Origin of the sequence: Rhodospirillum centenum SW, from assembly GCF_000016185.1 — a bacterium.
In the GTDB taxonomy this organism is placed as follows: Bacteria; Pseudomonadota; Alphaproteobacteria; order Azospirillales; family Azospirillaceae; genus Rhodocista; species Rhodocista centena.
In genome coordinates this window covers 2,342,665-2,362,949 of the sequence record NC_011420.2, presented here as the reverse complement: position 1 = coordinate 2,362,949, position 20,285 = coordinate 2,342,665, and the positions used below count along the sequence as shown (strand labels likewise).

At 72.2% G+C, this 20,285-nt stretch carries 20 protein-coding genes; 14 read left to right on the top strand and 6 right to left on the bottom strand.

The annotated features are described in order from the left end of the window. Positions 1-19 precede the first annotated feature (19 nt). Positions 20-937 (bottom strand): acetylglutamate kinase, encoded by a 918-nt coding sequence (gene argB, locus RC1_RS10975; RefSeq protein WP_012567460.1) that lies wholly within the window; start codon positions 935-937, stop codon positions 20-22. Between the two features lie 221 nt (positions 938-1,158). Between argB and RC1_RS10970 the strand changes: the two genes are divergently transcribed. After that, positions 1,159-3,054: an alpha/beta hydrolase gene (locus tag RC1_RS10970; RefSeq protein WP_188346933.1), complete on the top strand. Its 1,896-nt coding sequence runs from the start codon at positions 1,159-1,161 to the stop codon at positions 3,052-3,054. 195 nt (positions 3,055-3,249) lie between these two features. After that, complete coding sequence (locus RC1_RS21770) at positions 3,250-3,408, top strand: hypothetical protein (protein ID WP_012567457.1); 159 nt, start codon at positions 3,250-3,252, stop codon at positions 3,406-3,408. A 63-nt stretch (positions 3,409-3,471) separates the two neighbouring features. On the opposite strand, the gene yihA is transcribed toward RC1_RS21770, so the two are convergent. The 5 genes from yihA to rpmH all read right to left on the bottom strand — a co-directional run bounded on the left by yihA (position 3,472) and on the right by rpmH (position 7,190). Further along, the gene (yihA, locus tag RC1_RS10965) at positions 3,472-4,146 is read right to left on the bottom strand and encodes a ribosome biogenesis GTP-binding protein YihA/YsxC (protein WP_012567456.1); all 675 of its coding nucleotides are present in this window, start codon (positions 4,144-4,146) and stop codon (positions 3,472-3,474) included. A gap of 163 nt (positions 4,147-4,309) precedes the next feature. Then, on the bottom strand, positions 4,310-6,118 hold the full coding sequence (yidC, locus tag RC1_RS10960) for a membrane protein insertase YidC (RefSeq protein ID WP_012567455.1): 1,809 nt from the start codon (positions 6,116-6,118) through the stop codon (positions 4,310-4,312). Between the two features lie 69 nt (positions 6,119-6,187). Beyond that, positions 6,188-6,514: a membrane protein insertion efficiency factor YidD gene (gene yidD / locus RC1_RS20785; protein ID WP_336884694.1), complete on the bottom strand. Its 327-nt coding sequence runs from the start codon at positions 6,512-6,514 to the stop codon at positions 6,188-6,190. Beyond that, complete coding sequence (gene rnpA, locus RC1_RS10955) at positions 6,511-6,981, bottom strand: ribonuclease P protein component (protein ID WP_049766691.1); 471 nt, start codon at positions 6,979-6,981, stop codon at positions 6,511-6,513. The genes yidD and rnpA overlap by 4 nt, the downstream gene beginning before the upstream one ends. Before the next feature lie 74 nt (positions 6,982-7,055). Further along, complete coding sequence (gene rpmH, locus RC1_RS10950; protein WP_012567453.1) at positions 7,056-7,190, bottom strand: 50S ribosomal protein L34; 135 nt, start codon at positions 7,188-7,190, stop codon at positions 7,056-7,058. Positions 7,191-7,445: 255 nt separating this feature from the next. On the opposite strand from rpmH, the gene RC1_RS10945 reads away from it, so the two are divergent. The 12 genes from RC1_RS10945 to RC1_RS10890 all read left to right on the top strand — a co-directional run bounded on the left by RC1_RS10945 (position 7,446) and on the right by RC1_RS10890 (position 20,204). Further along, positions 7,446-8,204, top strand: coding sequence for a TVP38/TMEM64 family protein (locus RC1_RS10945; RefSeq protein WP_012567452.1), 759 nt, complete (start codon positions 7,446-7,448; stop codon positions 8,202-8,204). Between the two features lie 15 nt (positions 8,205-8,219). Next, positions 8,220-9,662: a dihydrolipoyl dehydrogenase family protein gene (locus tag RC1_RS10940; RefSeq protein ID WP_012567451.1), complete on the top strand. Its 1,443-nt coding sequence runs from the start codon at positions 8,220-8,222 to the stop codon at positions 9,660-9,662. A gap of 26 nt (positions 9,663-9,688) precedes the next feature. After that, complete coding sequence (locus RC1_RS10935; RefSeq protein WP_012567450.1) at positions 9,689-10,462, top strand: methyltransferase domain-containing protein; 774 nt, start codon at positions 9,689-9,691, stop codon at positions 10,460-10,462. 121 nt (positions 10,463-10,583) lie between these two features. Continuing rightward, positions 10,584-10,805 (top strand): hypothetical protein, encoded by a 222-nt coding sequence (locus tag RC1_RS10930; protein WP_012567449.1) that lies wholly within the window; start codon positions 10,584-10,586, stop codon positions 10,803-10,805. Positions 10,806-10,956: 151 nt separating this feature from the next. Next, positions 10,957-11,298, top strand: coding sequence for a hypothetical protein (locus RC1_RS10925; protein WP_012567448.1), 342 nt, complete (start codon positions 10,957-10,959; stop codon positions 11,296-11,298). Positions 11,299-11,534: 236 nt separating this feature from the next. After that, the gene (locus tag RC1_RS10920; RefSeq protein ID WP_012567447.1) at positions 11,535-12,587 is read left to right on the top strand and encodes a TAXI family TRAP transporter solute-binding subunit; all 1,053 of its coding nucleotides are present in this window, start codon (positions 11,535-11,537) and stop codon (positions 12,585-12,587) included. Between the two features lie 180 nt (positions 12,588-12,767). Continuing rightward, complete coding sequence (gene deoA, locus RC1_RS10915) at positions 12,768-14,114, top strand: thymidine phosphorylase (RefSeq protein WP_012567446.1); 1,347 nt, start codon at positions 12,768-12,770, stop codon at positions 14,112-14,114. Between the two features lie 161 nt (positions 14,115-14,275). Next, on the top strand, positions 14,276-14,734 hold the full coding sequence (panD, locus tag RC1_RS10910; protein WP_012567445.1) for an aspartate 1-decarboxylase: 459 nt from the start codon (positions 14,276-14,278) through the stop codon (positions 14,732-14,734). A 59-nt stretch (positions 14,735-14,793) separates the two neighbouring features. Continuing rightward, the gene (locus RC1_RS10905) at positions 14,794-15,705 is read left to right on the top strand and encodes a DMT family transporter (protein ID WP_012567444.1); all 912 of its coding nucleotides are present in this window, start codon (positions 14,794-14,796) and stop codon (positions 15,703-15,705) included. Positions 15,706-15,806: 101 nt separating this feature from the next. Then, positions 15,807-16,682: a DMT family transporter gene (locus RC1_RS10900; RefSeq protein WP_041785313.1), complete on the top strand. Its 876-nt coding sequence runs from the start codon at positions 15,807-15,809 to the stop codon at positions 16,680-16,682. Positions 16,683-16,756: 74 nt separating this feature from the next. Beyond that, entirely contained in the window at positions 16,757-19,213 is a 2,457-nt protein-coding gene (gene glgX / locus RC1_RS10895; RefSeq protein ID WP_012567442.1) for a glycogen debranching protein GlgX, read from the top strand. Continuing rightward, positions 19,206-20,204 carry a response regulator gene (locus tag RC1_RS10890; protein WP_012567441.1) on the top strand — a complete coding sequence of 333 codons (999 nt, stop codon included), beginning with the start codon at positions 19,206-19,208 and terminating at the stop codon, positions 20,202-20,204. Before glgX ends, RC1_RS10890 begins: the two co-directional genes overlap by 8 nt. Positions 20,205-20,285: the final 81 nt, after the last annotated feature.

Sequence of the window (20,285 nt, the reverse complement as noted above, 5' to 3'; positions counted from 1 at the left end):
CCGGATCACCCGGGCCGCGTCACTTGCGCCCGATCAGCGTGCCGGCGCCGCCTTCGGTGAACAGCTCCAGCACGATCGCGTGGGGCACGCGGCCGTCCAGGATCACCGCCGCCTCCACCCCGCCGTTCACGGCGCGCAGGCAGGTCTCGATCTTCGGGATCATGCCGCCGGTGGCGGTGCCGTCGTCGATGGCGCGCTGCGCCGCCTCCACCGACATCTCGGGGATCAGGCGCTTCTGCTTGTCCAGCACGCCGGCCACGTCGGTCAGCAGCAGCAGGCGCGTCGCGTTCACCGCCGCGGCGATGGCGCCGGCCGCCGTATCCGCGTTGATGTTGTAGGTCTGGCCGTCCTCCCCGATGCCGATGGGGGCGATGACGGGGATGATGTCCGCCTGTTGCAGCTTGTGCAGCAGGCCCGGATTGACGCGGAACGGATCGCCGACGAAGCCCAGGTCGATGACCTTCTCGATGTTGCTGTCGGGGTCGCGCTTGCTGCGGGTGACCTTGCGGGCTTCGATCAGGTCGTCGTCCTTGCCCGACAGGCCGACGGCGTCGCCGCCGGCATCGTTGATCAGGGCCACGATCTGCTTGTTGATGGAGCCGGAGAGGACCATCTCCGCGATCTCCACCGTCTCCTTGTCGGTGACGCGCAGCCCGTCCACGAACTCCGACTTGATCTTCAGCCGCTCCAGCATCTGGCCGATCTGGGGGCCGCCGCCATGCACGACGACGGGGCTGATGCCCATCTGCTTCATCAGCACGATGTCATTGGCGAAGCGGCGCCCCAGGCTCTCGTCGCCCATGGCGTGGCCGCCGTACTTCACGACGACCGTCCGGCCCGCGTAGCGGCGCATGAAGGGCAGCGCCTCGGACAGGGTGCGGGCCTTGGCGAGCCATTCCTCGCGGCTGGGCGCGGCGGCGGGGGAGGGGGTGCTCATGGGCGACGGTGTCCCGGGCTGATGGCGGTCAAACGGGCCGTGGATACACCGGACCGCCGGCCGGGGCAATCAGGCATCCGGCCCGTCATGACCGCCGTTCCGGACAGGTCCCCGCCGCCTGCGGCGCATCCGCCGGCGCCTGCGGCGCGATTTCCGTTGCGCCCGCTGTGCGGTGCGCTAACCCTTGCCCCGGCTGTTCCGGACGGGGATCAGGGATGCGCGTGTCGGGTTCCGTGTGGCGCGCCGCGGCGATGGCCGTGGCGGCGATGCTCTGTGTCGTGGGGTTTCCGGGGACGGGGCGGACGGCAGCGCCGCCCGGACCGGCCGGGGTTCCTGCCGCCAGCTATGCGGAGACCGCCTGTCCCGACGACCTGGACGTCGATGACGCCCTGCGCGCGCGGCTGAGCTGCGGCACGGTTCAGGTGCCGGAGCTGCGGGACGGCCGGCCGACGCGGATGCTGTCGCTGCCGGTGGTGCGGATGGCCCCGCGCGAGCCCTCGGACGCGCTGCCGGTGCTGGTGCTGCACGGCGGCCCCGGCGGTTCGGCGGTGCCGCATCTGCGCCAGTTCGCGGAACATCCGCTGACCGGGCGGCATCCGCTGATCCTGTTCGACCAGCGCGGCGGCGACCGCACGTCGCCCCGGATCTGCCCGGACCGGATGGAGGCTCCGGCCTTCGCCCTGCGCGACGACGGGCCTGCGGCGCAGATGCGCGACTGCCTTGCGGAACTGCGTGCCAGGGGCGGTGCCCCCGAAGGCTACACGGTGGCGGCGGTGGCGGCCGACGCCGCCGACCTGCGCCGGGCCCTGGGGCTTGCCGCCTGGGACGTCTTCGCCGAATCCCACGGGACGCTGGTGGCGCTGGTGCTGATGGCGCAGGACCCGGACGGGCTGCATGCCGTGGCGCTCGACAGCACGGTGCCGCCCTGGTCCGCCGTCACCGACGGGGTGCGGCAGGGGGCAGACGTGCTGGTCCGGCTGGCCCGCGCCTGCGCCGCCGAAGCGCCCTGCGCCGCCGCCTTCCCCGACCTGGAGGCCCGCTTCCTGGCCGAGGCGGAGCGCCGCCACGCGGTCGGACAGGCGCGGCTGGCCACCTGGCTTGGCGTGTTGCAGCGGACCTTCTACGACCCGAACATGCTGCGCGTCGGACCGCTGCTGATCGACCGTTTCGCGGCGGGGGAGACGGGCTGGTTCCGCCTGATGGGCCGGCGCATGTCGATCGGCCGGCCGACGGCGATGGATGGCTTCCTCGCCATCAGTTGCAGCCGCTTCGACCCCGCGCGCGAGGAGGCCGAGGCCGCCGCGGCCCGTGCCGCCTTTCCGCAGATCGCCCCGGCCATGGAGTCCGACAGCATGGCGCGGGCCTGCGCCGAATGGCCGGTGCGGGAGACGCTGCCCTTTCCCGAGGGCAGCCCCGTCCGCACCCTGCTGATCCACGGCACCTTCGACCCGATCACGCCGGTCGAACACGGCCGGGCCGTGGCCGCCCGGCTGGCCGACGCCCGCGTGCTGGAGGTGCCGGCGGCCAGCCATGGCAGCAGCCTCGCCCGGCCCTGCGGGCGGGAGGCGCTGCGCCTGTTCTTCGACGGGCAGGACCCGTCCGCCGCCTGCGCCGGGGCGGAGCCGCTGCGCTTCGCCCTGAGCGTGCCCTACCTGACCGGCGGCTGGCTGAACGCCACCCTGAACCCGGTCACGGCCCTGCTGGGGAAGGCCCTCACCCTGGCGCTGGGGCCGGCGGCGCTGCTGGCGGTCTTCGCCCTGGTCCGGAGGCTGATCCGGGGCGGGCTGCGCTGCGCCCGGCGGCGGCCCTGGTTCTGGCTCCAGCTTGCCGTGCTGGTGGCCGCCGTGGCCCGGGCCGCCCAGGCCGTGGCGGAAGCGGAACTGGCGAGGGAAGCCGGGGCGCTGCTGATCCTGGGCGTGCCGCAGTGGTTCGTGCCGCTGTTGGCCGCGCCCTGGATCGTGCTGGCGCTGGGCGTGGCCGCGGCCTTGCGCTGGCGGGCGGAGCCGGGGCAGGGACCGGCGACCCCCGGTGGCCGGGCGATGCTCGCGGCGGGCATCGTGCTGGCCGGGGTCTGGTTCGTCGTTTCGGCGCGGCTGGGGCTGGCCCTGGGGCTCTGAGCCCTGGTGCGGGCCAGCGATCTTCACCGGATCGCGGTTTCCGCCATCGGATGGTGGAAAGAACCATCGTCGCTGCGGCCAGGGTCCGGAATCCCGCGGATTCCGGACCTGGCACGCCGCTTGCTGATAAGGGGACAGGACCGGACGAGCCGGTCACCCCGAAGAAGCCAACCCGATAAGACGATGGAGACGACGATGACCATGCTGACCGAGACGACCACCGAGATCACCGAGACCACCGGCACCCTGGCCGCCCTGACCGAGTTCCTGCCGTCCATGGAAGACCTGGTCGAAGGCCTGCCCGCCCTGGCGTCGGCGGTGGTGATGGTGGCGACCCTGGCCGGGATGTTCTGAGCCCGGCCCGGCTCCCCCGCCGGCGCTTCGCGGCCGGTTTCCCCGCTCCGCCGGGAGGGGGGATCAGAGAGCCGGAGCGGCGAGGCGCGTCAGCGTCGCCCGCAGTTCCGCGATGCCCAGACCGCTTTCCGAGGAGGTGGCCATCACCTCCGGATGCGCGGCGGGATGCTTCACCAGGGCGGCCGCCACGGCCGCCCGGGCATGGACCAGGGCCTTGTCGGTGAGCTTGTCGGCCTTGGTCAGCACGATCTGATAGGCCACGGCCGCCTGGTCCATCATCTTCATCATGTCGATGTCCTGCGGCTTCAGGCCGTGCCGGGAATCGACCAGGACCAGCGCCCGGCGCAGGGTCACGCGGCCCTTCAGGTAGGATTTGGCGAAGTCCGTCCAGGCGCTGGAGGTCTCCTTGGAGACCTTGGCGTAGCCGTAGCCCGGCATGTCCACCAGCACCAGACGGTCGCCCAGATTGAAGAAGTTGAGCTGCTGCGTGCGGCCGGGGGTCTGGCTCGTGCGGGCCAGCGTCACCCGCCCTGTCAGCGCATTGACCAGACTGGACTTGCCGACGTTCGAGCGGCCGGCGAAGCAGACTTCCGGCAGGTCCGCCTCGGGCAGTTCCGACGCCGCCGGGGCGCCCCAGAAGAAATTGCACTCCCGCGCGAAGAGCAGCCGCCCGGCCTCGATGTCCTCGGCGGTCAGGTCGTCCGCCAGCGACGGGGTGATCTCCGGTGTCTGCGCCATGTCCCGTCCCTCTGCTGCCGCGACGCGGGTCGCGGTGGAAGCGTGATCTTCACGTACTTTACATAGAAGTCGGCCCGCCGGGGCTGCCGGCGGGCCGTGTCGTCGCTCGGACCGCCGCCGCCGGGCCCGGGGACCCGGCGGACGGACTGTCCGGTCTGGCGGATCACGCCTTCTTCGGCGTGGTCTTCGCGCTCATGCCCATCCGGCGCATGATGTACCACTGCTGGGCGATGGCCAGCAGGTTCGACCAGGTCCAGTAGATGACCAGACCGGCCGGGAACGCCGCCATCATGTAGGTGAACAGGAACGGCAGCACCATGAAGATGCGCTGCTGGATCGGATCCGGGTTCGCCGGGCTGATCTTCTGCTGCAGCCACATGGTGAAGCCCATCATCAGCGGCAGCGCGCCGACCATCAGGAAGCCCGGCGGGCTCCACGGGATCAGGCCGAACAGGTTGAACACCGTGGTCGGATCGGGCGCCGACAGATCGGTGATCCAGCCGTAGAACGGCGCGTGCCGCATCTCGATGGTGACGAACAGCACCTTGTAGAGGGCGAAGAACACCGGGATCTGCAACAGGATCGGCAGGCAGCCCGAGAGCGGGTTCACCTTCTCCTGCTTGTACAGCTCCATGGTCGCCATGGAGAGCTTCTGCCGGTCGTCGCCATGGCGCTTGCGCAGCTCCTCCATCTTGGGCTGGAGCAGCTTCATCTTGGCGAAGGCCTTGTACTGCTTGTTCGCCAGCGGGAAGAAGGCGAGCCGCAGCAGCACGGTGAAGACCAGGATGGCGATGCCGAAGTTGCCCAGCGCCTGACCCAGCAGATCCAGGCCGTAGAAGAACGGCTTGGTCAGGAAGTAGAACCAGCCCCAGTCCACGGCGTAGCTGAAGCGGGCGATGCCCAGCTCGCTCTCATAGGCGTCCAGCGTGCGGACGATCTTGGCGCCGGCGAACAGCCGGTGCGTGCTCTCCGCGGTGGCGCCCGGTGCGACCGTCAGGCCCTGGCCGCGGAAATCCACCTGATAGAGCGGCTGGCCGCCCTGGTCCTGGTGCAGCACGCGCACATCCACCGGGGAGGCCTGGTCGGGCACCAGCGTGACCAGCCAGTACTTGTCGGTGAAGCCGAACCAGCCGCCCGTCGTCGTCTGGGTGGCGGGCTGGGTGCTGTCCTTCAGGTCGCTGTAGTCGAATTCCCGCAGGGTGCCGTCGAACACGCCCAGCGCCCCTTCGTGCAGAATGAAGAAGCCGCTGGTGGTCGGGGTGCCGCGGCGCTGCACGAAGCCGTAGGGGTGCAGCGTCACCGGCTGGCCGGACTGGTTGGTCACCCGCTGGGTGACCGTGAACATGTAGTCGCGGTCGATGGCGATCTCACGCTCGAACACCAGCCCCTGGCCGTTGTCCCAGCGCAGCACCACCGGGCTGTCCGGGGTCAGGGGACCCTGGGACACCGGCTGCCAGTCCGTGGTCGGGCCGGGCAGGGGCTGGCCCGCCGTGTCGGCCGTGGGCACCCAGCCGAACTCCGCGAAGTAGGGCTGGCTGGTGCCGACCGGCGACAGCAGCACCACCTCGGGGCTGCTCTTGTCCGGGGTGACGTGATAGTTCGCCAGCGTCAGGTCGTCGATGCGGCCGCCGCGCAGGTTCACCGAGCCGTGCAGGCGCGGCGTGTCCACCTGAACGCGCTGGCTGTCGCCCAGCACGGCACCGCGGTCGCGCGGGGCGGCGGGCACGGCGTCCGTCGGCGCCGGGGCGCCGGGGGCCGGGACGGGGATGTCCCCCGCCGGGCCGGGCACGGTCGAGCCGGGGGCGGTGACGCCGGGCACGGCGGCCGGGGCGGTCTCCGCCTGGAGGGCCGCCTGCTGCTGCCGGTACTCCTCCAGCGCCTGCTGCCGCGGTCGCTCGTAGAAGTAATTGAACCCGAACAGGATCGCGACCGAGATCACGATCGCCAGGATGAGGTTCTTCTGGTCCGTCATGGGATCTGAGGCTTCTGTTCGAGGTCCGTCCGCGCCGCCCGTGCGGGCCGGCGGCATTCCCGGGGCAGGTCAAATCCCGCCGCGACTGGCCCCGTCTTGCGGGTGGCGGCCAGGATCGCAGCAGGCGTGGCTATGGGGAGTCGTCCGTGCGTCCCGACCCTCCGTCCCCGGTACGGGGTCCCAGCCGGAACCGCCCCAGGGATGGCAGCGCAGGATGCGCCGCACCGCGAGCCAGGAGCCGCGGACGGCCCCGTGCTTAGATAGGGCATCCAGCGCGTATTCGGAACAGGAAGGGACGTACCGGCAGCTCGGACCCAGCAGCGGCGAAACGACCCACCGATAGAGATGGATCGGGGCGCGCAGCAGCCAGACCAGCGGGCTGACGGTGGGGCTCACGGCCGGTCTCCGCCGGTGGCGGGGTCCGCCTCGGTATCCGCCAGGGGGGCGGATACGGTGTCCGGGCGCCCGTCCGCCGCTGGCGGCGCGGTCGCTGCGGACATGGCTACGCCATCGCGCCAGGCCTTCAGCCTCTTCAGCGCGGTGGCGAGGTCATTCTTGAGATCCGGCCAGGGCCGGCGCACCGTCTCCCCCCGCGCCACCAGCACGAAATCGTACCCGGCGGCGGCATGGGGGGCCAGCACCTCGGCCACCGCCGCGCGCAGACGGCGACGGGCGCGGTTACGCTCAACCGCGCCACCCACCTTCTTGCTGGCGGTGAAGCCCACCCGCACGGACGGTTCGTCCGGCCGCGGATGCTGGCGCTCGTCATGGGCGCGGGCCTGAAGGATCAGGCCGGGGGCGGCCCACTTGCGGCGGGCACCGGCGACGGCAAGGAACTGCGGCCGCCGGGTCAGGCGCCCCACCCCTGGACCGTTCCCGAAGGCCGATTCAGGGACCGACGCAGCCTCGGGGGCATCGCGCCGGGGGGCCATCGGACTCAGGCCGACAGACGCTTGCGGCCCTGGGCGCGGCGACGGGCCAGCACCTTGCGGCCGCCGACGGTGGCCATGCGGGCGCGGAAGCCATGGCGGCGCTTGCGCACGAGCTTGCTGGGCTGGAACGTACGCTTCACGGCAGGTACTCCAAAGTGAGACGTTGAAAACGAAGCGCGTTGTATAGTGACGCCGGGTGCATGAGTCAACCGCACCCCAGGCCCGGGATGCGCAATCCTGGGCCGAGCAGTCGGAACCGGCGAACGGACCCGATCGGTAAGCCGGCACTGGCCGGACCGCGGGCCGCATCTAGCTCCTTGTGCCGGACGGGAGCCCGCAAGGCAAGCCCCCGCCGCACCGCATCCCCGGAATCGCCGCCCGGAGCCGCCCGCCCGATGGCCCCCCCGACCACGCCGCCCCTGCCGCCGATCCCTCCCGCCGCCGGCCCTTCGTCCTGGCGGCGCTTCCTGCCGTTGGGCGCCGTGCTGGCGGCCTTGGCGGCCTTCTTCGCCCTCGGGCTCGACCGCCAGATCAGCTACGAGGCGCTGGCGGCCAACCGGCAGGCGCTGAACGACCTCGTGGCGGCGCACCGCGGGCTGGCGCTGCTGGCCTTCATCGCCGTCTATGCCGGGCTGGTCGCCGTCTCCGTCCCCGGCGCCACGGTGATGACGCTGGCCGGCGGATTCCTCTTCGGCACCCTGCTGGGCGGGGCCGCCGTGGTGGTGGCCGCGACGCTGGGGGCGGTCGCCATCTTCCTGGTCGCCCGCACGGCCCTGGGGGACGGGCTGCGCCGCCGCGCCGGCCCCTGGCTCGGCCGGCTGGAGGAGGGGTTCCGGGAGAACGCCGTCAGCTACATGCTGGTGCTGCGGCTGGTGCCGCTGTTCCCCTTCTTCCTGGTCAATCTGGTGCCGGCCTTCCTGGGCGTGCGGCTGCGCGACTATGCGGTCGGCACTTTCGTCGGCATCATGCCGGGCAGCTTCGTCTACGCCTCCGTCGGGGCCGGGCTGGGGACGGTGTTCGACGCCGGCCGGCTGCCGGGGCCGGAGGATCTGGGCCGCATCGAATACGTGGCCCCGCTGGTCGGGCTGGCCCTGCTCTCGCTTCTGCCCGTTCTCTACAGGCGGCTGCGCCGCCGCTCCGCCCCCACCCCCTGACCGGGACACCCGCGCATGGCCGAGACGATCGACACCGACATCCTGGTCATCGGCGCCGGGTCCGGCGGGCTGAGCGTCGCCGCCGGGACGGCGCAGCTCGGCCGGCCCACGGTGCTGGTCGAGAAGGGCCGCATGGGCGGCGACTGTCTGAACACCGGCTGCGTGCCGTCCAAGGCGCTGCTGGCCGCGGGCCGGGCGGCGCACGCCGTCCGCACCGCCGGCCGCTTCGGCATCGTGGCGACGGAGCCGGCGGTGGACCCGGCCGCGGTGCGGGCGCACCTGCGCGGCGTGATCGCCGCCATCGAGCCGAACGATTCGGTCGAGCGATTCACCGGCCTGGGCGTGCGGGTGCTGCCGGCGGCGGCGCGCTTCACCGGGCCGGACACGGTGGAGACGGACGCCGGCCAGCGCATCCGCGCCCGCCGCATCGTCGTCGCCACCGGCAGCCGGGCGGCCCTGCCGCCGATCCCCGGCATCGAGTCGGTGCCGGTGCTGACCAACGAGACGGTCTTCGAGCGGCTGCCCCTGGGCGGCCATCTGCTGATCGTCGGCGGCGGCCCGATCGGGGTGGAGATGGCGCAGGCGTTCCGCCGCCTGGGCACCCGCGTCACCGTGCTGGAGCGCGCCACCCTGCTGCCCAAGGACGATCCGGAACTGGTGGAGGTCGTGCGCGACAGCCTGCGCGACGAAGGGGTGGAGATCGTCGAGGGGGCGGAGATCCTGCGGCTGGAACCCGGTCCCGGCGGCGGCGTGGCCGCCGTGCTGCGGGAGGCCGGCTCGGGCGGCGAGCGCCGGATCGAGGGCACGGACCTGCTGGTCGCCGCCGGCCGTAGCCCGACCGTGGAGGGGCTGGGGCTGGACGCGGCCGGCATCGCCTGGACGCCGACGGGCATCACCGTGGACGCACATCTGCGCACGACCAACCGCCGGGTCTACGCCGTCGGCGACGTGACGGGCGGGCCGCAGTTCACCCACGTCGCCGGCTACCAGGCCGGGCTGGTCGTGCGCAACATGCTGTTCCGGCTGGTCCCGGCCCGGGCGGACTATGCGGCGCTGCCCCGGGTCACCTACACCGCGCCGGAACTGGCCCAGGTCGGGCTGACGGAGACGGAGGCGCGGGAGCGCCACGGCGACGGCGTGCGCATCTCCCGCTGGCCGCTGCACGAGAACGACCGCGCCCAGGCGGAGCGGGAGACGGCCGGCCTCGCCAAGCTGGTGCTGGACCGGCGCGGCCGCATCCTGGGCGCGGGCATCGTGGGTGCCCAGGCGGGGGAGCTGATCCAGCCCTGGGTGCTGGCCCTGTCGCGCCGGCTGTCGGCGCGCGCCTTCACCGCTGTCATGGTGCCCTACCCGACGCTGGGCGAGGTGGGCAGGCGGGCGGCCGGCGCCTTCTACAGCCCGGCCCTGTTCAGCGACCGCACCCGCCTGCTGGTCAGGGTGCTGAGCCGGTTCGGCTAGGGTCCGGCGGAAGGGGAGGGGGTGGCATGGCGTGGGACCCGCGGCAGTATGACCTGTTCCAGGCGGCCCGGGCGCGGCCGGGGCACGACCTGATGGCGGCGCTGCCGCCCGTGCGGCCGGCGCGCATCGTCGATCTGGGCTGCGGCAGCGGCCGGCTGACGGTCGAGCTGGCGGCACGCCATCCCGGCGCATCGGTGGTCGGGCTGGACAACTCGCCCGAGATGCTGGCGGACGCCCCCCAGGCCGACGGCCGTATCGCCTGGCAACCGGGGGACATCGCGGCCTGGAACCCGGCCGATCCGGTCGATCTGATCTTCTCCAACGCCGCGCTGCACTGGCTGGACGACCACGCGACCCTGTTCCCGCGGCTGGTCGCCCGGCTCGCCCCCGGCGGGGTGCTGGCGGTGCAGATGCCGGTGACGGACCCGGAGGCGCCGTTCCGGGCGCTGCTGCACCGGCTGGCGGGTCAGCCCCCCTGGGCGGCGCGGCTGGCCGGGCGGCTGCGGCCGGACGCGGTGCGACCGCCGGCCGCCTACCACCGCTGGCTGGCGCCGCTGGCCGCGCGGATGGACATCTGGACGACGGAGTATCTGCACGTCCTGGACGGGCCCGACCCGGTGCTGGAGTGGACCCGCGCCACCGCCCTGCTGCCGGTCACCGGAACGCTGGAGGGCGCCGAGCGGGAGGCGTTCCTCGCCGCCTATGCCGAGGGGCTGCGCGCCCTCTACCCGCCCGACGCGGACGGCCGCACCCTCTTTCCTTTCCGCCGCCTGTTCATCGTCGCCACGGCGCGGGGCTGAGGAGGGGCGGGCCGGAGAGACGCCCTGCCGCAGCGGCCAAGGGCGGATCGCGGCTTGCGATTCCGTACCCTCACCCCACATGGCAGGGGTCCCATCGACCGACCCGATCCGGAGGCTTTGCATGAAGCGCACGCTCCACGGGGGGCCGTTGGCCCTGTCCGGCGTCTTTGTCGCCTCGGCGCTGGCCATGCCGTTCCTCGGCACCCTGCCCCTGCACCTCGCCATCGCCGGCAAGATCATGGCCCTGATCTATGCCGCCGGGCTGCTGGCCCTTTCCTTCGCCCCCGTGCACGACCGCCCTGCCGGTCATGAGCCCAAGCGGTCCGACGGCCGCGCCCGCTGAGACGTTCCCGCGCGTCTCCTGCGACATCCGTCCCCGCCCCCACCGGCGGAGCGGACAGGTGCGTCTGCTTGGGCTACCCTGATCTTCTGGGCGGACACCGCCGGCCCTGCGGGCGCGCAGGCCGGGCGGCTGAGTCACGGGAGAGGCACGGATGAACGCGCTTGAGATCGCGGTCTTCGCTCTGGCCCTGGCCGGGAGCGGCGACCCCTTCGTCTGCCAGTTGCAGATGAACCGGGTCTCCTGCACGAACGGCTATGTCGCCAGCCGCAACGGGCAGGGCAACATCGAGTTCGACAACGGGGTCGAGGTGCTGCGGCTGATGGACGGGACTCTGGCCTTCTCCAACGGCATCACCACCCATTGGGGCAGTGCCGGCTGGGTGCAGTTCAGCAACGGCATGGCGGTGCGGCGCGACCGGGACGGCAGCTTCCGCTCCTCCAACGGCCTGGTCTGCCGGGCGGAAGGGAACATGGCCGCGATCTGCGCCCGGTAGCGCGGCTCCGGGTCCCCCCCCGGAACGCCGTTCCCCTCGGATACCCCCTGAGATTCCCCTGCGGATCGCGCCGGCCGGTTCCGGTCGCGCCACACCCCCTCCGTCCGGGTGAGGCGCGGCGGCAACATGCGTGCATGATTCGCACAAAAGGGCCCGGGGGGCTGCCAGATATCGTTCGCCAATGCTGTTCTATTGACGCGATGTAGTTCCGCTCCCCGGATAAGGCGGCCACACCCATGGTCCCGCTCCTTTCGCGCCTCGTCTGGCGTTCCGCCCCGTTCCTTGCCTTCGCGGTCGCGGCGGTCGCGCTCTGGCGCGTGCCGGACGTGCCGGCGGCAGAGGTGCGCTACGTGCGCATCGCCGCGGGTCCGGCGACCAGCCTGGGCTTCCAGGGGGCGACGACGCTGGCGAACGCCCTGACCCGCCCGCCCGGCCTGCCGCCCTGCGACGAGGGCCGGCCCTGCGGCGTGCCCGGCGTCATCGCCCTGGCGCAGAGCCTGCCGGAGCCGGAAGCCATCGTCGCCGCCGTCGCCACCGGACAGATCGACACCGGGCTGGCCCCCGCGAACATCGTCTTCGGCGCCCGCTGCCCGGAGGGACGCACCCCGGCGCTGGACGTCACCGTCCTGGGCGACGCCTATGCGGAGGCGCTGCACGTCCTGGCCCTGCCCGGATCGGGCATCGCGGCCGTGCCCGACCTGCGCGGCAAGCGGGTGGCGGTCGGCGCGGCCGGTAGCGAGGACCGGCGGCTGGCCGACCGCATCCTGATGGCGCACGAGCTGCGCCGGCGCGACATCCGCATGGTCGAGCTGGCGGGGGACGCAGCACTCGCCGCGCTGGCGGAGGGAAAGGTGGATGCCGTCTTCCGCATCGCCGCCGTGCCCGATCCCGCCGTCGCCGGGCTGGCCGCCGCCGGCGCCGTGGTGCTGGTCCCGGTCGAAGGGGACGCGCGCCAGCGGCTGCTGGAACTGGCGCCGTTCTCCGGCGCGGCGCGCATCCCCGGCGGCACCTACGGAGAGGCCGGGGAGGTGCAGACCCTGGCGCAGCCCGTGCTCTGGATCGCCGGTCCGGGCCTGCCGACCGGGCTGGCGGCGGAGCTGTCCGGGGCGGTGGAGAACCCGGCCAACCGCGCCCTGCTGACGGCGGAGCCGGTGGCCCTGTTCCCGGTGGCCCTGTTCCCGGTGGATGCGGACGCCTTCCGGCCGGGGCGCCTCGCGGCCCCGCTGCATCCCGCCGCCACGAGCCGGCATCCGGGCGCCAGCCCGATGCCCTGCCCGGAGGCGCGCTGACGGGCCCTGCGGCCGCGTCGGCCCTTGCTCATTCACTTTGCCCTGGGCACTTTGTCCTGGGCACTTTGCCCTGGGCCCCTTGTCCTGAGCCCCTTGTCCCGGGCGTCATGCGTTGTGCAGGGATCAGCGATCCTTCCGGTCGCTCCCTTCGATTCCCGTTGATCTGACGCGCGAGGTTCCATGTCCGGCGGACAGCCTTTCCTCCCCCAGGAGATCATCCGCAAGAAGCGCGACGGCGGCACGCTGGCCGATGCCGAGATCGCGGCCTTCGTCGCCGGCCTGACGGACGGCAGCGTCGGCGACGGACAGGCCGCCGCCTTCGCCATGGCCGTGCTGTTCCGCGGCCTGGACGGGGCGGAGCGGGTGGCGCTGACCCGCGCCATGACCCGCTCCGGCACGGTGCTGGACTGGACCGGCGAGCGGCTGCCCGGGCCTGTGCTGGACAAGCATTCGACCGGCGGCGTCGGCGACAAGGTGAGCCTCGTGCTGGCGCCGGTCATCGCCGCCTGCGGCGGCTTCGTGCCCATGGTCTCGGGGCGCGGGCTGGGCCACACCGGCGGCACGCTGGACAAGATGGACGCCATCCCCGGCTATGTCAGCCAGCCGGACCTCGCCCGCCTGCGCGGCGTGGTGCGGGAGGCCGGCTGCGCCATCGTCGGCGCCACCGGCGACATCGCCCCGGCCGACCGCCGGCTCTATGCCATCCGCGACGTCACGGCGACGGTGGAGAGCCTGGACCTGATCGTCGCCTCCATCCTCTCCAAGAAGCTGGCGGCCGGGCTCCAGGGCCTGGTGATGGACGTGAAGACCGGCTCCGGCGCCTTCATGCCCGAGCGCGAGCGGGCCGACGCCCTGGCCCGGGCCATCGTCTCGGTGGCGGAAGGGGCGGAGCTGCCCACCGTGGCGCTGCTGACGGACATGGACCAGGTGCTGGGTGCGACGGCCGGGAATGCGGTCGAACTGCGCGAGGCCATCGCCATGCTGCGCGGCGAGCGCGGCGATTCCCGCCTGCGCGAGGTGACGCGGGAACTGTGTGCGGAGATGCTGCTGCTGGGCGGGCTGGCCGCGACCCTGCCGGAGGCGCGGGCGCGGGTGGAGGAGGCGCTGGCCGGCGGGGCGGCGGCCGAGCGGTTCGCCCGCATGGTGGCGCTGCTGGGCGGCCCCGCCGACCTGCTGGAGCGGCCGGAGCGCCATCTGCCCGAAGCTCCCGTGACGGTCGATGTCCACGCCGCGGAGGACGGCTATGTCGCCGGCCAGGACGTGCGCGGGCTGGGGCTCGTGGTGGTGGCGCTGGGCGGCGGCCGGACCCGGCCGACCGACGGCGTGGACCACCGCGTCGGCCTGACCGGGGTGGCCGCCGTCGGCACGCAGGTCGGGCCGGGCGGCACCCCGCTGTGCCGGCTGCACGCCGCGGACGCGGAGACGGCGGCGGCCCTGGCCGACCGGGTGCGCGCCGCCTTCCACCTGGACAGCGCCCCGCCGGCGCCGACGCCCGTGCTGCTGGGCCGGGTCTCCGAGCGGGCATAGCGGTTCGGCAGGGCGGGCCGGACATGGGTGATCCCCACCCTTGTCCGGGCAGCCGGGCCATTCGGGGCTTGGGCCGCGGGCGCGGATGACTTACATCAGGCCCGTCCGCAACGTCCGGCCCCGCGGCCTTGCCGCCGCCGCTCACGGAAGGCTTCTCCCCCATGATCAAGGTCGTCCGCGCAAAGCTGCACGGCATCACGGTGACCGGGGCGGACCTGAACTACCACGGGTCCATCACGCTCGATCCGGAGATCTGCGCCCAGGCCGGGATCTATCCGATGGAGTTCGTGGAGATCTGGAACCGCAATTCGGGCGCCCGTATCTCCACCTATGTGATCTTCGGTGAACCGGGGTCGGGCTGCTGCATCCTGAACGGGGCCGCCGCCCGCACCTGCCAGCGGGGCGACGTCATCATCATCGCGGCCAGCGAGTACACGACGCCCGACCGGCTCTACACGCTGAAGCCGCGCATCCTGACCTTCACCGCCGGAAACCGGGTGGACCGGGTGCTGCGCTACGACGTGTTCAAGGGACCCGACCGGGCGTTCGACTTCCGCACCCTGGACATCACCGCGGGCGAGGATGCGGCGGCGCTGGAGCCGGTGCCCATCCTGGACTGACCGCGTCCCCGCCTTCTTCTCCGCCGCCTGCCCGAGACGCAACCCCGGACGCCCCGCGCATGGCCGTTCCCACCCCCGCCGGTCCCGGCCTGCCCGGAACCGTTCCGCCCGAGACGGTCGCCCGCGGCATCGCGCTGGCGGTGACCGCGTTCGCGCTGTTCAGCGGTCTGGACGTCATCGTCAAGCTGCTGACGGCGCGCTACGCCCTGCCGCAGGTGATCTTCCTGAACGCCGTCTTCTCCCTGGGGCCGGTGCTGGCCTATGCCGCGGTCCGCGGCGGGGTGCTGGCCAGCCTGCGGACGCGGCGGCTGCGGCTGCACGGGCTGCGCGCGCTCTGCGGCGTCTGCTCCGGTTTCTGCACCTTCTTCGCCTACAGCCGGATGCCCATCGCCGATGTCTACGCCCTGGCCTTCGCGGCCCCGATGATCATGACGGCGCTGTCCGTGCCGGTGCTGAAGGAACAGGTGGGCTGGCGGCGCTGGACGGCGGTGGCGGTGGGCTTCGGCGGCGTGCTGCTGATGCTGCGGCCCGGCGGCGGGATGGTCGATGTCGGCGCCCTGGCAGCCTTGGCTGGCGCCTTCTTCTATTCCTCGGGTATGATCATCTCCCGCCTGATGCGGGGGACGGAGACGAGCGTCAGCTTCGCCTTCTATTCCGCCGCCGCGGCGATGGCCGTGACGGCCGGGATGCTGCCGTTCTTCTGGCAGACCCCGACCCTGGCCGACCTGGGCCTGTCGGCCCTGGGCGGGACGCTGGGCGGTGCCGCCCTGGTGATCCTGCTGACGGCTTTCCGGCAGGCGCCCACCGCCGTGGTGGCGCCGTTCCAGTATACCCAGCTTCTGTGGGGAGTGTTCTATGGCTGGGTCATCTTCGGGCACCTGCCCGATGCCTGGCTCTTCCTGGGCGGGGGCATCGTGATCGGCAGCGGCCTCTACATCCTGCACCGCGAGACCCGGCGCACCGTACCGTAGCGCCCGCGGTTCCCGCAGCTTCCGCAGCCCTGTGATCCCGGACGGCCGGGATCCCTTCTCCCGTTCCCGACAAAGGTTCCGACGTGACCGCGACTGTTCCGATGGCCAGGACTTCGACCCTGGCTGGCATCCTGCTGTTCATCGCCACCGTCTTCTGCTTCAGCGTGATGGACGCGATGGTCAAGGATCTGTCCGCCCGTTACGGCACCTGGCAGATCATGTTCTTCCGTGGCCTGTTCTCGCTGCTGCCGATCGCCGTCCTGGTGGCGCAGAGCGGCGGCATCGCGGCGCTGCGCACCGAACGGCCGGTCTCCCACCTGCTGCGCGGGCTGGTCGGCATCGCCACGGCCTTCTGCTTCTTCTACAGCTACGGCCACATGCCCCTGGCCGATGTCTACGCCATCGCCTTCGCCACCCCGCTGATGATCACGGCCCTGTCGGTGCCGCTGCTGGGCGAGCATGTCGGCTGGCGGCGCTGGACGGCGGTGCTGGTCGGATTCGTCGGCGTCCTGATCATGCTGCGGCCGGGCGAAGGGCTGGGAACCCCGGTCGCGCTCGTCGCGCTGGCGGGGGCCTTCTTCTATGCGCTGCTGATGATCTATGTGCGCCGTCTGGCGCGGACGGAGACGACGGCCGCCATCGTCTTCTACTTCGTGCTGCTCCTGTGCGTGCTGTCCGCCGTCATGATGCTGCCGGACTGGCGCACCCCGGACACGGCGCTGGACTGGACGCTGCTGGTGGCCACCGGCATCCTCGGCGGGTTCGGTCAGATACTCATGACCCTGGCCTTCCGCCGGGCCCCGCCCTCGGCCGTCGCTCCGTTCGAGTATACCGGCATGATCTGGGCGGTGTTCTTCGGGTTCACCTTCTTCGGAGAGGTGCCCGACCCTGCCATCTGGATCGGCGGCGCCATCGTCATCGGCAGCGGTCTCTACATCCTCCACCGCGAGGCATTGTTGGCGCGCAGGGGGCGCTGACTGCCACGGGGCTTGGCGGAACCGCTTTCCCTTGGCATGGTGGGGCGCCTCCCGAAAGTATAGCCTGAGGACGCATGCTAACAAACGGTGCCGCCCGCACCACGGTCTGGCCGGGGCGCCCCTTTCCGCTCGGGGCGACCTGGGACGGCTCAGGCGTCAACTTCGCCCTGTTCTCCGCCAATGCGGAGAGGGTGGAACTCTGCCTCTTTGACGAAAGCGGCACGCGGGAGATGGACCGCGTCGTCCTGCCCGAATACACAGACGAGATCTGGCACGGCTATCTGCCGCAGGCCCGGCCGGGCCTGCTCTACGGCTACCGCGTCTACGGTCCCTACGATCCCGCCCGCGGCCACCGCTTCAACCCGAACAAGCTGGTGCTGGACCCCTATGCCAAGTCGCTGGTGGGGGGCATCCGCTGGTCGGACGCGCATTTCGGCTACCGGGTCGGCTCCAGCCGGCAGGACCTGTCCTTCGACCGGCGCGACAACGCCCGCGGCATGCCGAAGTGCCGGGTGATCGACCCGGCCTTCACCTGGGGGGCGGAGCGGGCGCCGTCGGTGCCCTGGACCGACACGGTGATCTACGAGGCGCATGTCCGCGGTCTGACCATGCGCCACCCGCAGGTGCCGCCGGGCCAGCGCGGCACCTTCGCCGGCCTTGCCACCCCCGGCCTGATCGAGCATCTGCGCGCCCTGGGCGTCACCGCGGTCGAACTGCTGCCGGTGCAGGCCTTCAGCGACGACCGGCACCTGCTGGAGAAGTCGCTGCGCAACTACTGGGGGTATGCGACCTTCGGCTTCTTCGCCCCCGAGCCGAGCTACATGTGCGGCACCTCCACCAAGGAATTCAAGACCATGGTGGCCCGGCTGCACGATGCCGGGATCGAGGTGATCCTGGACGTGGTCTACAACCACACGGGCGAGGGCAACCATCTCGGCCCCACGATCAGCTTCCGTGGCATCGACAACGCCAGCTACTATCTGCTGAACAGCGGCGATCCGCGCTACTATACGGACTACACCGGCACCGGGAACACGCTGAACCTGACCCATCCCCGCGTGTTGCAGATGGTGATGGACAGCCTGCGCTACTGGGTCACGGACATGCATGTGGACGGGTTCCGCTTCGACCTGGCCACCGCGCTGGCGCGCGAGGCGAACGGCTTCGACCCCGGCAGCGGCTTCCTGGACGCCGTGCGCCAGGACCCGGTGCTGTCGCGGGTGAAACTGATCGCAGAGCCCTGGGACGTCGGCCCCGGCGGCTACCGGGTCGGCCAGTTCCCGGCCGGCTGGGCGGAATGGAACGACCGCTTCCGCGACACCGTGCGCCGCTACTGGCGCGGGGACGAGGGCATGCTGCCGGAACTGGCGGCCCGGCTGACCGCGTCGGCCGACCTGTTCGAGCGCGGTGCCCGCCGGTCCTGGTCCAGCATCAACTTCGTCACCAGCCATGACGGCTTCACGCTGAACGACGTCGTCTCCTACACGCGCAAGCACAACGAGGCGAACGGCGAGGGCAACCGCGACGGCCACGACGCCAACTATTCCTCCGCCTACGGCCTTGAAGGCCCGACCGAGATCGCCGGGGTGCGCGCCCTGCGCCTGCGTCAGGCGCGCAACATGCTGGCGACCCTGTTCCTGTCGCAGGGAACGCCGATGCTGCTGGGCGGGGACGAGATCCTGCGCACCCAGGGCGGCAACAACAATGCCTACTGCCAGGACAACGGCGTGAGCTGGGTGGACTGGGCCGGCACCGGCGCCGGCCCGGAGGCGCGCGACATGACCGCCTTCGTCCGCCGGCTCACCACCTTGCGCCGGACGCATCCGGTCCTGCGCCGCGGCCGCTTCCTGCACGGTGAGGAACGCTCTCCCGACGGGGTCAGGGACATCACCTGGGTGACCCCCCGGGGTCTGGAGAAGACCCCCGATGAATGGCGCGACACCCACGCCCGCTGCCTGGGGCTGCTGCTGAACGGCCGCGCCGGGCGGTATCTGAACCCCGACGGCAGCCATGCCATGGACAGCGTGCTGCTGCTGATCGTCAACGCCCACACCGAGGCCGTCTTCTTCCGCCTGCCGCAGGTGCCGGGGGGCACCGCCTGGCGGGCGCTGCTGGACACCGGCGATCCGGTTGGCCTGCCGCCGCCCGGCTTCCAGGAGAGCGGCCGCGAGATGGAGGTGCCGGCGCGGACGACCCTGCTGATGGAGCTGGTGGAGCCGCCGGCGCATTTCCAGACGGTTCTCCCGGCCCCCGCGGAGCCCCCGCCAGCGGAAACCCCGCCGGAGCCCCCGGAGGAGACCGGACCCGCGTCCCCGGCAGACGCGGCGGATGACGCCGCCACGCCGGAGATGCCGTCCCAGGCGGGGCCACCGGGCGAAGGGCCGCCCCCCCGGACACCGCCTGCCGATCCGCTCTCGGCCGCCGCTGATCCGGTGGCGCCGCCGGAGACGGTCCCCGTGACGGAGGCCGCGACCGGGGAAGAGGGGGAGGGGACCGGCGGCGGGAGCGGAGCGGTGGACCGCCATGGCTGAGATCGATCTCCACCCGGTCAACTGCTTCCTGGTCGACCGCGAGATGAACACGCGGCGCATCCTGCGCAGCATCCTGGCCCGGGCGGGGATCGACAAGATCCAGGAATTCTCCACCGTCGCCGAACTGGTGGCGGCCATGGCTTCGACGACGCCGGATCTGATCTTCATCGAGGCCGACCATCCGGAGGGGGAGACGCTGCGCTTCGTCAGCCACCTGCGGCACGGCCAGTTCGCCACCAACCCCTTCGTCTGCGTCGTCGCCACCACCTGGCAGGCGACGCAGCAGGTGCTGCTGCGCTTCACCGCCTCGGGCGCCGACGACCTGATGGTGAAGCCCTTCTCCACCAAGCAGGTGCTGGACCGGGTGTACGGACTGGTCCATGCCCGCAAGAGCTTCGTCGTCACCAGCGACTATATCGGTCCCGACCGCCGCAAGACCCCCCGCGACGGGCCGGCCAACCCCCTGATCGAGGTGCCGAACACCCTGCGGCTGAAGGCGCTGGCCGGCCATGAGCGGACCGACCTCGCCGCCCAGATGGCGACGGCGCTGGAGGCGATCGACGCGCAGAAGGTGCTGCGTCACGGTTTCCACATCGCCTTCCTGGTGGACTTCGCCCTGCCCGGACTGGCGCAGGAGCCGCCCGACAGGATGGCGGTGGAGCATCTGGCCCGGGTCGGGCCGGTGGCGGACGACCTGCTGCGCCGGGTCCACGACCCGGACATGCGCCCGCATGTGGAGACCTTCGTGCGCGCCCTGCACGCGCATCTGGACCGGCTCAAGGCGAATCCCGGCCGGGCTTACGACAACCCCACGGCGCTGCGCCGCGCCGCCATGGGCGTGGCGGCCCTGACCGCCCGGCGCAGCGACATGGCGGCGCTGGAACAGGAGGTCCAGGCCGCTGTTACCGGCTACCGCAGCCGGCTCGAACAGATGGCACAGGCCAAGGCCGAGTCGCAGGGACCGCCGCCCGGCGATCCTGCCGCGTCCTGAGACCTGTCCGGGGCGGTCCCGCACCGCTCCCGAATCCCCGTCCGCGGCGGGCGACCTTTCCGGCGGCTCCGGCGTTTCCTG

Excerpts from the sequence above, each read along its gene's own strand:
- panD (WP_012567445.1), top strand. The coding sequence starts at position 14,276 with ATGATCAAGGTCGTCCGCGCAAAGCTGCACGGCATCACGGTGACCGGG.
- yihA (WP_012567456.1), bottom strand. The coding sequence starts at position 4,146 with ATGGCGCAGACACCGGAGATCACCCCGTCGCTGGCGGACGACCTGACC.
- glgX (WP_012567442.1), top strand. The coding sequence starts at position 16,757 with ATGCTAACAAACGGTGCCGCCCGCACCACGGTCTGGCCGGGGCGCCCC.
- RC1_RS10935 (WP_012567450.1), top strand. The coding sequence starts at position 9,689 with ATGGCGTGGGACCCGCGGCAGTATGACCTGTTCCAGGCGGCCCGGGCG.
- RC1_RS10925 (WP_012567448.1), top strand. The coding sequence starts at position 10,957 with ATGAACGCGCTTGAGATCGCGGTCTTCGCTCTGGCCCTGGCCGGGAGC.
- deoA (WP_012567446.1), top strand. The coding sequence starts at position 12,768 with ATGTCCGGCGGACAGCCTTTCCTCCCCCAGGAGATCATCCGCAAGAAG.
- RC1_RS10920 (WP_012567447.1), top strand. The coding sequence starts at position 11,535 with ATGGTCCCGCTCCTTTCGCGCCTCGTCTGGCGTTCCGCCCCGTTCCTT.
- RC1_RS10930 (WP_012567449.1), top strand. The coding sequence starts at position 10,584 with ATGAAGCGCACGCTCCACGGGGGGCCGTTGGCCCTGTCCGGCGTCTTT.
- yidC (WP_012567455.1), bottom strand. The coding sequence starts at position 6,118 with ATGACGGACCAGAAGAACCTCATCCTGGCGATCGTGATCTCGGTCGCG.
- RC1_RS10940 (WP_012567451.1), top strand. The coding sequence starts at position 8,220 with ATGGCCGAGACGATCGACACCGACATCCTGGTCATCGGCGCCGGGTCC.
- RC1_RS10905 (WP_012567444.1), top strand. The coding sequence starts at position 14,794 with ATGGCCGTTCCCACCCCCGCCGGTCCCGGCCTGCCCGGAACCGTTCCG.
- RC1_RS10945 (WP_012567452.1), top strand. The coding sequence starts at position 7,446 with ATGGCCCCCCCGACCACGCCGCCCCTGCCGCCGATCCCTCCCGCCGCC.
- argB (WP_012567460.1), bottom strand. The coding sequence starts at position 937 with ATGAGCACCCCCTCCCCCGCCGCCGCGCCCAGCCGCGAGGAATGGCTC.
- RC1_RS21770 (WP_012567457.1), top strand. The coding sequence starts at position 3,250 with ATGACCATGCTGACCGAGACGACCACCGAGATCACCGAGACCACCGGC.
- RC1_RS10900 (WP_041785313.1), top strand. The coding sequence starts at position 15,807 with ATGGCCAGGACTTCGACCCTGGCTGGCATCCTGCTGTTCATCGCCACC.
- RC1_RS10890 (WP_012567441.1), top strand. The coding sequence starts at position 19,206 with ATGGCTGAGATCGATCTCCACCCGGTCAACTGCTTCCTGGTCGACCGC.